Genomic DNA, 12842 nt, shown 5'->3' on the forward strand with positions numbered 1-12842 from the left:
CAAAATAATTCTAGCTATTCAATAGTTTATATCATTAAAACGAGAAGAAACACGCCAGCAAAAATTAAATGCTTTTATGTTTCTTTTCTCTTAGGATTAATTTATAAATAGTAATAAAAATATTATTTATGCTACATGAGTGAAAATTTTATTTACAATTTTCCAATCAGTATTAACTTTAGTCAACGACAAATAATCATAATAGTTATATCCTAACATTGGCACATGTAGTTTTACCATTGCTATTGTTCCCATTATATCAATTCCAATGATTTCCATTTTGAAGGTTTCTCTTAACTCTTTAGGGCTTTGTCTTTCTTTTACACCTTGAATATACTGTTCAACTTTTTTTTCATATGCAACACCTTTTATATCTCCATAAATGTGTGCATTTTCATGAAAGCAAGAAGAAAGTTTATCTGTATCTCCTAAAAATATGCCATCAAAATAATTGACAATTACCTGTTCTATTTCTTTTATATGTTCTGTATACATAATTCTAGTTTTAAATTGCATGACCTACGGTGTGTCCACCAGCCACATTAATTGTTTCTCCCGTTATAAAGTTGGAAGAAGCTAAATAATAAGCAGCTTCTGCTATTTCATTTACTTCTCCTATTCGATTTAATAAATGTAGTCCAGCTAAGCTGTCAGCATCTTCAATTCCCATTTTTCCTTGTAGTGGACTTCTAATTATACCTGGCGCTATCGTGTTAACTTTTATATTGTTTTTACCAAACTCAGCAGCTAATTGTCTTGTTAAAGAATGAATTGCACCTTTACTTGTTAATGGCGCTGTAGCAGGAAATCCATCAATAGCATGTTCTACTAAAACGGTTCCTATATTTAATATTGAACCTTCTTGTTGTTGTATCATATGTGGAATTACAGCTTGAGATGTAAAATAGGTTCCTTTAAGATTTACATTCCAATACAGTTCTAAATCTTTTTCTTCAACGTCCAAAAAAGGTTTTGGAGCAAATATTCCTGCATTATTTATTAAAACATCTACTGAGTTAAATTTTTCTAAAGCTAACTTCACAAGTTTTTGACCTGTTGCACGTTTGCTAATATCACCTGCTTGGTAGATTGCATTTTTAGGAGAACCGAACGATACGTAGGCTTTTTTTAAGTTCTCTTCGTTAGAAGAGTTCATCACTACATTACTTCCTTTTTCAATAAAATATTTTGCAATTCCTTTGCCTATTCCTGTAGACGCTCCGGTTATAATTATTGTTTTGTTTATCATAATTTAAATTTTTCTGAATTTGAATATTGTTTTGAATCTACGCCCCAATTATCTATTGAGATTTCTTCTATAACTACATGTGTGGTTTTTGGATTTTTGTCTAGTACGTCAACAAGCAATTGAGTTGCTCCTATAATTAATTGACGTTTTTGCTCTTTTGTCACATTTTCATCCGTAATTTTAATATTGATATATGGCATATTTTTTTGTTTTATAATTAGATAAAGTGAATACGAGTTTCGTAAATAAATAGATGATTACTTTGCAGTCAAAACATACTTTCCTCCGCCAGTAAAGAATATGGCAATTGCTCCAAATAAGTAAAATGCTTGTAACTCTATTGCCCAACCATTAAATTGGTTTAGCGAAAAAATATCATTAAGGTGTGTGGTGAAAATTGCTACCAACATGGTTAACGCAATACCTAAACTGGCAAATCTTACTTTGTAACCTACTATAAGTAATAGTGGAGCTACTATTTCTCCAATAAATGCTCCATAGCTAAAAAATTCTGGAATATGCCATTGTGCAAACATGCTTTTAATAAATGCATAGTTTCCTAAAAGGTTTCCAAAACCATGAAACATAAGTAATCCGGCAACTAATACTCTAAATATGAGCAAGCCGATGTCTGTTTGTTTTTCAATTAATTTCATCTTTTTTTATTTTAAATTGATGAAACAAAATTGATAAGAAGTGTAGAAAAATTTAAGGACGTATATCACGATTTTAAAGTGACATGGATCACTTATATCATGATATTTTTTGTTTATAATACGATTTTTAAGAGTTTAGACGACTCAATGTTTCTCTAGAAACCCCTAAATATGAAGCAATCAATTTTTTGGGAACTCTTTGAAAAAGTTTAGGATATTGTTCTAAGAGTACATCATATCTTTCTTTGGCAGAATTTTTTAAAAGTGATAATATTCTATTTTGAAGTGCAATTCGACCAAGTTTGCTTTTTTTTGCCCAAAACCGTTCCATTTTGTGCATTTTAGAGGTAAGTTTCTCTCTATTATCAAAAGATATATATAGCAATTCACAATCTTCCAAACAATCAATATTTATTTTTGATGGAACTTGCTTTACAAACGACTCATAATCAGTAATCCACCAATGTTCCATTCCAAATCGTAGAATATGTTCTTTGCCAGTATCATCTAGAAAATAACTTTTAACGCATCCTTTAGCAATCCAATATTCTTTTTGAACAAGCGCTCCTTCTTGAACCAAGTATTGATGCTTTCTTTTTTTGATCGATTCAAAATGACCTAAAACAAACTGAAATTCTTCATCTGTAAGATCTATAATTTCTTCAATATGCTGTCTAAGAGGATGTTTCATTTTTTTATAGTAACGTATATGTAAAAGAAATTATGTTATTTCTATATGCTAGTTAATGCTAAAACTATAATAATCTTGTTCAAAATCAAAATCACTTAAAGGTTTTAGGAATGTTTCTGTATGAAAATAAATATCTGGTGTCATTTTAACAGTTAATCTATGATATTTTCAAAAATATACTATCTTTCAAATCGAATCTAGAAAATAACCTTTTTTGCAACAAAAACCCTTTTATATTATTGGAATTGGAGTCGCATTTTCTCCAAATCTAAAAGCTAATATTCACGAAGCCGCACGATTTTCTTTGCTTTTTCAGGCAAAATTGATATTGATTCATGTAGGTAAAAAATCTCAAGAAAAAACCCAGCAAATTGAAGAAATTTTAAAACCATTTATCACACAAAATCTTTCGTATGAGCTTGTGTTTAAAACAGGCGACCCAGTAGATGTAATTTTATCTACAAGCAAAGAAAAAAACGTTGACTTACTCATTTTAGGTGCGTTACAACGTGAAAACTTTGTAAAATACTATGTAGGTTCTATCGCAAGAAAAATTACGCGTAAAGCGAATTGTTCTATTTTATTGATGATAAAACCATCTATAGAACGTATTCCTTGTAAACATATCGTTGTAAATGGTTTACAAAATCAAAAAACCAAACAAGTTATTTCTTCTGCTTTTTATGTTGGTCATCATTTAGATGCTGAAAAAATTACGATTGTAGAAGAAATTAGACAACAAGAAGTTGCCATCAATGTTGACGATGATAAATCTTTGCGCAAAGCAAATATCAAAAAAGAGCGTCTTGAAATGCGCGAAACAAATAGGGTTAAAAAAATTGTAGAAGAAATTCCAGAAGATTATCTCAAAGAAATTGTTATTAAAACCCAGCCAATTTTTGGAAAAAGAGGATATTCTATTGGTCATTATGCACAAATGGTACGTGCAGATTTATTAGTGATGAATGCTCCTGGAAAGATTACTTTTTGGGATCGTTTGTTTCCACACGATATCGAACATATTTTAACCGAATTACCAACTGACGTACTAATTATACAATGAGTCCCAAAAAAAAGACGATAAAAGATTTTTTAAAAACACTCCCCAAAAATATATTTTCAGGGTTTGTAGTAAGCCTCATTGCATTGCCTTTAGGGCTTGGATTGGCAATGGCTAGTGAAGCGCCACCAATTGCAGGAATTATTACAGCCGTTATTGGAGGACTCACCGTTTCTATTTTAGGAGGAAGTAATGTTACCATTACTGGTCCAGGAAATAGTTTAGTTGGAGTAGTCGCTGGTGCTGTCTTATTTTATGCAACCCAAAGTGGCTTGGAAGGAGAATTAGCCACACAACAAGGATATTTTGTAGTGTTAGCAGCTATTATTTGCTCTGGAATATTACTATCTATTTTAGGTTTTTTACGTTTAGGAAAACTAGCCAATTTCTTTCCTTCCTCTGCGATTCAAGGAATGTTAGCCGCTATTGGATTGATTATTTTAGCAAAATCAACACATACCATGTTAGCCAATCAAGGAACCAAAGGTATTTCGCTGGCTTTTGGAAATGTTACCATATTTGAAGAAGGAAGCGTTTTAGGGCTCTTGTTTGGAATTCCAAAAACAATTATAGGTGTATTTTCATATGATAACCCAGGCTTGACATATGCAGCTATTGCGGGTGTTTTAGGATTGATTATTATGGTGTTTTATCCAAAAATTAGAAATAAATATTTACAACTGATTCCAGCTCCAATGTGGATTGTTATTTTACCTATTCTATTTAGTTATTACTACGAATTTGTATTACAACAACCTAATCCGATTGATCCTAGCTATATGATTTCTAATATTCCAGACTTCAATTCTATTGTAACCAATTTACCAACAGTAGATTTTAGTCATATTACAAGTCCTGCATTTTGGTCTATTGTAGTTACACTTACTCTTATTGCAAGTATAGAATCTTTATTAAGCATCAAAGCTGTAGACAAGCTCGATCCTGAGAAAAGAAGATCGAGTGTGAATAGAGATTTAAAAGCGCTCGGATTAGCCACAGTAGGAAGTGGTTTTTTAGGAGGATTAAACGTAGTTACTGTTATTGCGCGTAGTTCTGTAAATGTAAATAATGGTGGAAGCAATCGTTCGGCAAACTTCTTTCATGCCTTCTTTTTAGTATTATTTATTGCATTATTTAGTACACAACTAACTCGAATTCCGTTGCCTGCATTAATGGCAATACTTGTGTTTACAGGATATAAATTAGCATCACCAAATGTTGTAAAGAAAATATTTTCCATAGGGAAAGAACAATTAATCATCTTCTTCATAACCTTATTAGTAACATTAAAAATAGGTTTAATTGAAGGTATTTTACTTGGTGTATTTACTACATTGATCATTCATTTAATCATCAATAAAAGCTTTTCACTATTCTTTAGAAATCTATTAAAGCCAAATGTTTTAATGTTTAAAGAACAAGAAAATGAAGGGAATTATTATGTGAGTGTAAAACACTTTTGTAGCTTTCTAAACTTTTTTAAACTAAAAAATAAATTAGATACTATTCCTGAAAATCAAGATGTTATTGTAGATTTTTCAATGTGTGAATTTGTAGATCATACCGTAATGGAAAACTTAAACAACTATCAGGAGCTTTTCGAAAAAAGAGGTGGACATTTTGAAGTAATCGGACTAGATATGCATGGAACAGATTCTGAACATCCATTTGCACTGCGACGAATTTTACCAATTCCTAATTTACTATCAAACCTTACTAGGCGACAAAAAACAATTGAAGAATTAGCCTTAGACTATAACTTAAACTATGAATCAAACAAGAATAAAAATGTTCACTTTTTAGAAGATTTCTTATTCTTTCGAACAAAAAAAATAAACCATACCTACAATCAGTTAGCAGATGATAACAGTTCTATTCGTTTGTTCGATTTAGAATTTTCTGAAGGAGAATTTATTGCCAAAGAAGTCGTTCGTGCTACTATGATGTATGTAAGTTTACAGGAGGGAATTCCAGAGTTTACACTGGATAGAGAAGGTTTTTTAGAAAAAGTATATGCCTTTGCAGGGTTTGAAGATATTCCCATAGATAATCATACTGATTTTTCAAACCGTTTCTATCTATTAGGTGAAGACAAATTAGCTATTCAATCTTTTTTTAATGATGATTTAGTGCATTTCTTTGAAAGTAACCCTTATTACCATGTAGAATCGAACGGAAAAGCTTTGTTGATTTTTAGAAAAGAACGTTTGTCAAATATCAAGGAAATCAAAGTCGTTTTTGACTTTGGAAAACGTTTAAAAAATGTACTTCAAGTAGAAAAAGTGGTCAAATTATAATTAACAAAATCTACATATTTGTAAAACAGATTCCTATAAATTTACAATAATATTAAAAATATAGCTTCAGTTTTCTTAATAAAACCTTAACAATCATCCTTTTTTGTTGCGGTTTTGTTAATTTGCAACACCTAAAAATTAAATGATCTTATGAAGCTTTATCCCATAGCTGCTGGAAATTTCAAATTAGATGGTGGCGCTATGTTTGGCGTAGTTCCAAAATCATTGTGGCAACGCACCAATTCTGCAGACGCAAACAACATGATTGACATTGCTGCACGCTGTTTACTTATTGAAGATGGAGACCGATTAATTTTGGTAGACACAGGAATGGGAAACAAGCAAAGCGACAAATTTTATGGCTATTACCATCTTTGGGGCGATGATTCTATTGAAAAATCACTCAAAAACTACGGTTTTCATAAAGATGATGTTACTGATGTGTTTATGACACATTTACATTTTGATCACTGTGGAGGAAGTATTCAATGGAATAAAGATAAAACAGGCTATGAACCCGCTTTTAAAAATGCACGCTTTTGGAGCAATGAAAATCATTGGCAATGGGCTACTATTCCTAATAGACGTGAAAAAGCTTCTTTCTTAAAAGAAAATATTATTCCAATGGAAGAAAGTGGTCGCCTCAACTTTATAGCACAACCACAACATGATATCTTAACAAAATCAGCGCTTGGTTTTGATGTGTTTTTTGCGAATGGACATACAGAAAAACAAATGATTCCTATGATTCATTACAAAGGAAAAACCATCTGTTTTATGGCAGATTTATTACCAACAGTTGGTCACTTACCAATTCCGTTTGTAATGGGTTATGACACAAGACCTTTGCTGACATTGGATGAAAAAGAAAAATTTCTGAACATGGCAGCAGACAACAATTTCTATCTATTTTTAGAACACGATGCACATCATGAAATTATTACAGTAAAACATACAGAAAAAGGAGTAAGACTCAATGAAGTTTTTACCTGCAAAGACATTTTTTAAACATATTTATCTAAACTCAAAAATAATAAGTATCCCTCATGAAATTACTAAAATCATCTTTTATTATTGCTTCTGCACTTGCGATAGCTAGTTGTGGAAGTACAGCTCCTATTTTATCAACTCCTATTGATAATATAGATACAACTCCGCTAAAAGAAACTCCGCTAACGGAAATTGAATTACGAACATGGGGACACAAAGATTTAATTACAGATACCATTCCTGGAATGAGTGTTGACAAAGCGTATGCTGAAATCATCAAAGGAAAAAAAGGAAAAAAAGTAATTGTAGCCGTGTTAGATTCAGGAATTGATATTGATCACGAAGATTTAGACGATGTTATTTGGACCAATAGCAAAGAGATTCCTAATAATGGAAAAGATGACGACAAAAACGGTTATGTTGATGATATCCACGGTTGGAATTTCTTAGGAGATTCTTACGACGAAAACATGGAAAAAACACGTATAGTTAAACAAGGAACTAGTCATCCTGATTATGCAGCAGCAAAAGCTGAGCTTGATGCTGAGTATAAACAATATACTGGTTTAAAAAATACGTATGACCCTATTTATCAAAGAATAAAATCGGCAAATGCTGCATTAACTGCACACTTTAAGAAAAATAATTATACTGTTGCTGAATTAAATGCGCTTCAAACAACTGATGAAACTTTAAAAAATCATGTTGCTGTAGCAAAACAAGCATTCGTAATGCTTAGAAGAGAAATAACATCAGTAGATGAAGTAGAAGAGGCTTTAGGTAATTACATAGAAACAATTACAGATCATTTAAACTATTACCTAAATACTAATTTTAATGGTAGAACGCCAGTTGGCGACGATCCATACGATATTACAGATACTAATTACGGAAACGGAAATGTAAAACATGTTAAAAAAAGTGAATCACACGGAACACATGTTGCAGGAATTATTGCTGCTGAGCGTAATAATGGTAAAGGTGTAAATGGTGTTGCAAACAACGTAGCCATTATGTCTGTAAGAACCGTTCCTAACGGAGATGAATATGACAAAGATGTTGCTTTGGCCATTCGTTATGCTGTTGATAATGGTGCAAAAATTATCAATACTAGCTTTGGTAAATATTTCTCTATAAACTCGCAATGGGTTAAAGATGCTATTACTTACGCAGGAAAAAACAATGTGTTAATTGTAAATGCAGCTGGAAACGAAAATACAAATCTGGACAAAAAACCAGTATATCCAAATGATCAAACATTAACAGGAGCTGAAATTTCAGATACATTCCTAACAGTTGGTGCACTTCAAAACAAATATGGTTCGCAAATGGTTGCTACATATTCTAACTACGGACAAACAAACGTAGATGTATTTGCTCCAGGATCTGCTATTTATTCAACATTTCCAGAAAATGAATACAAATCTATCGGAGGAACTTCAATGGCTTCACCTGGTGTTGCTGGAGTAGCAGCATTAATACTATCACAATATCCAAAACTAACGGCTGTACAAGTAAAGAAAATCATCATGCAATCTGGACTTACAATTAATAAGTCAGTTGTTGTAAATCAAAGCGAAAGCGCTACGCCGTTTTCAAATGCTTCACGATCTGGTAAAATTGTAAACGCTTATAACGCACTTATCTTAGCTGATAAAGTAAATAGAGGGCAAGTAAAATTGTAAAATAAAACCAAAATCCATGAAAATTTTTAACAAAGTAAGTATACTCATTCTTGTAGTGTTCATGGCTTGTAAATCACAACAGGCTTCCACGAATAGCAACAAAAATATGACTTCTTACACAGCATCTTCAACTTATTGGCAACAACAAGTAGATTATACGATGGATGTGGATATGAATGTGAACAATTACCAATATACGGGAACACAAAAATTGGTATACACAAACAACTCTCCAGATGTATTAAACAAGGTATACTATCACTTATACTTCAATGCGTTTCAGCCAGGAAGTGAAATGGATGTTCGCTCAAGAACTATTGCTGATCCGAGTCCAAAAATTGGAAGCAGAATTAATAAATTATCAGATTCTGAAATTGGATACTTAAAAGTAATTACGCTTACGCAGAATGGACAAAAAATAACGCATACTACAGAAGGTACTATTTTAGAAGTAACGCTCGCTAAACCTATCCAACCGGGTAAATCTACCACATTTAACATGACATTTGAAGGACAAGTTCCTGTACAAATTCGTCGTTCAGGTAGAAACAATAAAGAAGGTGTTGCTTTATCAATGACGCAATGGTATCCTAAAATGGCAGAATACGACTTTGAAGGTTGGCATACACCTGCTTATATCGGACGTGAATTTCATGGCGTTTGGGGAGATTTTGATGTGAAAATTACTATTGATAAAAATTATGTTTTAGGAGGAACTGGATATCTACAAAATCCTAATGAAATAGGACATGGATATGAAACGGGAACTGTAAACCGCCCTACAGGAAATACACTAACATGGCATTTTAAAGCGCCAAATGTACACGATTTTACTTGGGCTGCTGATCCTGATTATATACACGATACGTACAAAGGAGCTAATGGTATTACATTACATTTCTTATACAAAAATGATCCTAGCATTAAAGAAAACTGGGAAAAATTGCAACCAAGAACAGCAGAAATGCTTGATTATTTCAATAAATATGTTGGACAATATCCATACAAACAATACTCTGTAATTCAAGGTGGAGATGGTGGAATGGAATATGCAATGTGTACATTAATTACTGGAAAACGAAAATTTGGAAGCTTAGTTGGTGTTACAGCCCATGAGTTAGCACATACATGGTTTCAGTTCTTACTAGCTACCAATGAATCAAAACATGAATGGATGGACGAAGGATTCACTTCATATATTTCTGGTAGATATATGAATGAAAAAATGGGCAAAAATGTAGAAAATCCACATAAAAGTTCATATAGTGCATATTTCAAACTTGTAGAATCAGGAAGAGAACAACCGTTGACAACACATGCAGATCGTTATGAGTACAACAGAGCTTACGGAACCTCAGCATACAGTAAAGGGCAAATCTTTTTAGCTCAATTAGAATATGTAATTGGAAGAGAAAACGTAGAAAAGACACTTAAAAAATACTTTGACGATTTTAGTTTTAAACATCCAACACCAAATGACATCAAAAGAAGTGCTGAAAAAGTATCAGGAATTCATTTAGATTGGTATTTAACAGATTGGGCACAAACGACCAATACTATTGATTACGGTGTAAAAGAAATTAATGGAGATACGGTTATATTAGAAAGGATTGGATTAATGCCAATGCCTATTGATATTACTGTAAACTATATTGATGGAACTAGTGAAGAATTCTACATTCCATTACGTATGATGCGTGGTGAAAAACCAACAAAAGCAACTAAAAAAGACGATTGGGCTTGGGCATATCCGTATTATTCTTTAAAAACAAATAAAAAAATAAACAGTGTAGAAATTGATCCATCACAATTGATGGCAGATATTAATAGAAACAATAATGTTGCTAGAAAATAATAGAAAAGCAACTTATAATAATTTCATATATTAAAAAATCCCGCTAAGAAATTAGCGGGATTTTTTTAATTCTTCTGTTGTAATGCATTTTCAAGCAACACAATTTTACTTTCCAAATCGTGGAGTCTGTCGTATACATCCACAGGTTCGGGCATTTGCTTGGATGCAAACATGGTTACATACCATATTTCCATAATTTCTTCTGCATTAATGGTATATGTTGGATAATTTCCGTCTTTATTATCAGACTTTAAAATCAATTTTCCGCGTTCTTCAATTCTATTAATAACACGTTTCAGTACAATTCCGTCATTACGACTCACAATAACATACACACGTCCATCTTTTACATCGCTTAAATCCTCCACATACTTTCCAAATACTAAATCACCATCAAAAAAAGTACGTACCATTGAATTTCCTTGTACTTCAAAGCAACGAAACGTTCCGTTCGTTAAATGTGGCATACTAAAAGAAGGTAAAGTTTCAATATAACCTGCATCTCCATAACCATCTAAATAACCTGCTCGTGCTTTAATAGGAACATACACTACATTTTCTTCTCCATCTTGATTCACAGCCACTACTTGCGGAATTCCAGCATATGTTTGAAATTCTTTCTTGTCAGATTTAAACATTTGTGAACTTTTCCCAAATAAATAATCTGGATTAATCTCAAATTCATAAATAATACTAGTCAATAAATCGTATCCTGGTTTTGTTCTTTTTCGAGTTCCATCAGACTGTGGCCTACCATTGGTAATACTATCTATTGTGGTACTAGTCACTCCTATTCGTTTGGAAAATGAATTATTATTAAGGTGAAAATGATCTATGATCTCTTTTATTTTTTCATGTATTCCTTCCATATCTAGCTCACTTAAAAATTAAACATTTTACAAAAAATTCTGTTTTTTGTTTTATATATTCTGTAATTTGTTATATATTTGTATTGTAATTTGTTGCTAAGATATGAATTTTTATTGAAAATCAAACATTTGTGATTATAAATGTCGATTTTATTCTTCATAAATACAATAAAAGTGACAAAATATAGACTGACGGTTACGTATTGAAAATCATTTTTTGAATGCGATTTTAGAAACATAAAACATATAGAATACACGATACATTTAACAGCTATGAAACGAAGTAAAGAACTTTTAGGCAAACGAAAACAATTTGTACAGAATTATGTAAAAGATAATTCTGCAAAACAAATGAAAGTAATAATTAACGAATTAGTAGAGCAATTATTCATTTCAGAAAAAACCATATACAATATTTTAAAACAGTAATTAGCTAGTCACTCATACTTATTAAAATATGTATATCAAAAACTCCTTTATGAAGATAAAGGGGTTTTTAAATTTGTAAGTTTATTCTTTAATCTATTTGTAAATTGAAGGAAGACGACTTTACAAAACAATTATTAACAAACTATAATACTTTTACCATGAAACAATCACTTGAAACATTAAAATCTTATTTTGAAACAGGAGATAAGCCCACTGAACAACAATTTTCAGATTTATTAGATAGCTTAGCTATGCCAATGATTGGAGAAATTAAAACCGTAAGTTTTTCTACTATCCCAGATGGATGGGAAAAATGCAACGGGCAATTATTAATTATTTCTGAGCACGAAACATTATTCAATTTAATTGGTACAACCTATGGTGGAGACGGCACCACTACTTTTGCGTTGCCAAACTTACAAGGAAAAACAATGATTCATAACGATCCAACTTATGCAATTGGACAAGTTGGTGGAACAGCAGAAAATACACTTTCAGAAAGCCAACTACCTTCGCATAGTCATACTGTTGGAACCTTAGCAGCTTCTCATAACTTAACAGGAACAGTAAAAGTGAATGAAGAAGATGGAACCTCTGACGACCCACAAACTAATAATTTTGGAATAATACAAAGTCCTAGTAGTGTTCATGTTGATACTTGGGTTTATAACTCAGAATCTAACAATAAGTTAATGGCAGCAGACAATGTACAAATCAATGGAAATGTAACACTCTCTGGAAGCACAGCTACTGCTGGAAGTGCAACACCTGTAAATAACATGCAACCTTATTTGGTTGTGAACACAATCATTGCGCTTGAAGGGATTAATCCTTTAGCGAGTTAATTTATTTATCAATATCAGATTATTACCAACAAAAATCCCTTTTAATTAAAGGGATTTTTTAATACTCTTTATTCTAAAAATACGCTTTTTTCTTCCCAAGTAACTAGGCAGCAATTCTTTCCAACAAAAAACAGAATTATTTACATTTATATTGTAATATGTTTGTTTTGTGTTGTAATATGTTTTATATTTGTATTCGCTTTTCTAATGAACGGT

The 12842-nt window shown here is 31.8% G+C and carries 13 protein-coding genes; 7 read left to right on the plus strand and 6 right to left on the minus strand.

The genetic code is table 11. From position 1 onward, the window contains the following. Window positions 1-126: 126 nt before the first annotated feature. The 5 genes from Q0828_RS03815 to Q0828_RS03835 form a co-directional block, all read right to left on the minus strand. Window positions 127-495, minus strand: a complete 369-nt coding sequence (locus tag Q0828_RS03815) for a nuclear transport factor 2 family protein (RefSeq protein WP_298417826.1) — start codon at window positions 493-495, stop codon at window positions 127-129. Between the two features lie 10 nt (window positions 496-505). After that, window positions 506-1249, minus strand: a complete 744-nt coding sequence (locus Q0828_RS03820) for an SDR family oxidoreductase (RefSeq protein ID WP_298417828.1) — start codon at window positions 1247-1249, stop codon at window positions 506-508. Next, complete coding sequence (locus tag Q0828_RS03825; RefSeq protein WP_298417829.1) at window positions 1246-1449, minus strand: 4-oxalocrotonate tautomerase family protein; 204 nt, start codon at window positions 1447-1449, stop codon at window positions 1246-1248. The genes Q0828_RS03820 and Q0828_RS03825 overlap by 4 nt, the downstream gene beginning before the upstream one ends. Before the next feature lie 57 nt (window positions 1450-1506). After that, window positions 1507-1905 carry a DoxX family protein gene (locus Q0828_RS03830; RefSeq protein WP_298417831.1) on the minus strand — a complete coding sequence of 133 codons (399 nt, stop codon included), beginning with the start codon at window positions 1903-1905 and terminating at the stop codon, window positions 1507-1509. Between the two features lie 127 nt (window positions 1906-2032). After that, window positions 2033-2596, minus strand: a complete 564-nt coding sequence (locus tag Q0828_RS03835) for a Crp/Fnr family transcriptional regulator (RefSeq protein WP_298417832.1) — start codon at window positions 2594-2596, stop codon at window positions 2033-2035. 214 nt (window positions 2597-2810) lie between these two features. On the opposite strand from Q0828_RS03835, the gene Q0828_RS03840 reads away from it, so the two are divergent. From Q0828_RS03840 to Q0828_RS03860, 5 genes are all read left to right on the plus strand, one after another. After that, window positions 2811-3659, plus strand: coding sequence for a universal stress protein (locus Q0828_RS03840; RefSeq protein WP_298417834.1), 849 nt, complete (start codon window positions 2811-2813; stop codon window positions 3657-3659). After that, a complete protein-coding gene (locus Q0828_RS03845) occupies window positions 3656-5953 on the plus strand; it encodes a SulP family inorganic anion transporter (RefSeq protein ID WP_298417835.1) in 2298 nt (765 codons plus the stop codon). The genes Q0828_RS03840 and Q0828_RS03845 overlap by 4 nt, the downstream gene beginning before the upstream one ends. A gap of 150 nt (window positions 5954-6103) precedes the next feature. Further along, complete coding sequence (locus tag Q0828_RS03850; RefSeq protein WP_298417837.1) at window positions 6104-6961, plus strand: MBL fold metallo-hydrolase; 858 nt, start codon at window positions 6104-6106, stop codon at window positions 6959-6961. A gap of 38 nt (window positions 6962-6999) precedes the next feature. Then, the gene (locus Q0828_RS03855) at window positions 7000-8628 is read left to right on the plus strand and encodes a S8 family peptidase (RefSeq protein WP_298417838.1); all 1629 of its coding nucleotides are present in this window, start codon (window positions 7000-7002) and stop codon (window positions 8626-8628) included. A gap of 16 nt (window positions 8629-8644) precedes the next feature. Continuing rightward, a complete protein-coding gene (locus Q0828_RS03860; protein ID WP_298417839.1) occupies window positions 8645-10483 on the plus strand; it encodes a M1 family metallopeptidase in 1839 nt (612 codons plus the stop codon). Window positions 10484-10548: 65 nt separating this feature from the next. Here Q0828_RS03860 and Q0828_RS03865 read toward each other — a convergent pair whose 3' ends face one another. Continuing rightward, the gene (locus Q0828_RS03865; protein WP_298417841.1) at window positions 10549-11352 is read right to left on the minus strand and encodes a LexA family transcriptional regulator; all 804 of its coding nucleotides are present in this window, start codon (window positions 11350-11352) and stop codon (window positions 10549-10551) included. A gap of 273 nt (window positions 11353-11625) precedes the next feature. On the opposite strand from Q0828_RS03865, the gene Q0828_RS03870 reads away from it, so the two are divergent. Both Q0828_RS03870 and Q0828_RS03875 read left to right on the plus strand, forming a co-directional pair. Then, the gene (locus Q0828_RS03870) at window positions 11626-11781 is read left to right on the plus strand and encodes a hypothetical protein (protein ID WP_298417843.1); all 156 of its coding nucleotides are present in this window, start codon (window positions 11626-11628) and stop codon (window positions 11779-11781) included. A 158-nt stretch (window positions 11782-11939) separates the two neighbouring features. Then, window positions 11940-12626, plus strand: coding sequence for a tail fiber protein (locus Q0828_RS03875; protein ID WP_298417845.1), 687 nt, complete (start codon window positions 11940-11942; stop codon window positions 12624-12626). Window positions 12627-12842: the final 216 nt, after the last annotated feature.

Origin of the sequence: uncultured Kordia sp., from assembly GCF_947496985.1 — a bacterium.
In the GTDB taxonomy this organism is placed as follows: Bacteria; Bacteroidota; Bacteroidia; order Flavobacteriales; family Flavobacteriaceae; genus Kordia.

Excerpts from the sequence above, each read along its gene's own strand:
- Q0828_RS03845 (WP_298417835.1), top strand. The coding sequence starts at position 3,656 with ATGAGTCCCAAAAAAAAGACGATAAAAGATTTTTTAAAAACACTCCCC.
- Q0828_RS03855 (WP_298417838.1), top strand. The coding sequence starts at position 7,000 with ATGAAATTACTAAAATCATCTTTTATTATTGCTTCTGCACTTGCGATA.
- Q0828_RS03830 (WP_298417831.1), bottom strand. The coding sequence starts at position 1,905 with ATGAAATTAATTGAAAAACAAACAGACATCGGCTTGCTCATATTTAGA.
- Q0828_RS03835 (WP_298417832.1), bottom strand. The coding sequence starts at position 2,596 with ATGAAACATCCTCTTAGACAGCATATTGAAGAAATTATAGATCTTACA.
- Q0828_RS03825 (WP_298417829.1), bottom strand. The coding sequence starts at position 1,449 with ATGCCATATATCAATATTAAAATTACGGATGAAAATGTGACAAAAGAG.
- Q0828_RS03875 (WP_298417845.1), top strand. The coding sequence starts at position 11,940 with ATGAAACAATCACTTGAAACATTAAAATCTTATTTTGAAACAGGAGAT.
- Q0828_RS03860 (WP_298417839.1), top strand. The coding sequence starts at position 8,645 with ATGAAAATTTTTAACAAAGTAAGTATACTCATTCTTGTAGTGTTCATG.
- Q0828_RS03815 (WP_298417826.1), bottom strand. The coding sequence starts at position 495 with ATGTATACAGAACATATAAAAGAAATAGAACAGGTAATTGTCAATTAT.
- Q0828_RS03865 (WP_298417841.1), bottom strand. The coding sequence starts at position 11,352 with ATGGAAGGAATACATGAAAAAATAAAAGAGATCATAGATCATTTTCAC.
- Q0828_RS03820 (WP_298417828.1), bottom strand. The coding sequence starts at position 1,249 with ATGATAAACAAAACAATAATTATAACCGGAGCGTCTACAGGAATAGGC.
- Q0828_RS03850 (WP_298417837.1), top strand. The coding sequence starts at position 6,104 with ATGAAGCTTTATCCCATAGCTGCTGGAAATTTCAAATTAGATGGTGGC.
- Q0828_RS03870 (WP_298417843.1), top strand. The coding sequence starts at position 11,626 with ATGAAACGAAGTAAAGAACTTTTAGGCAAACGAAAACAATTTGTACAG.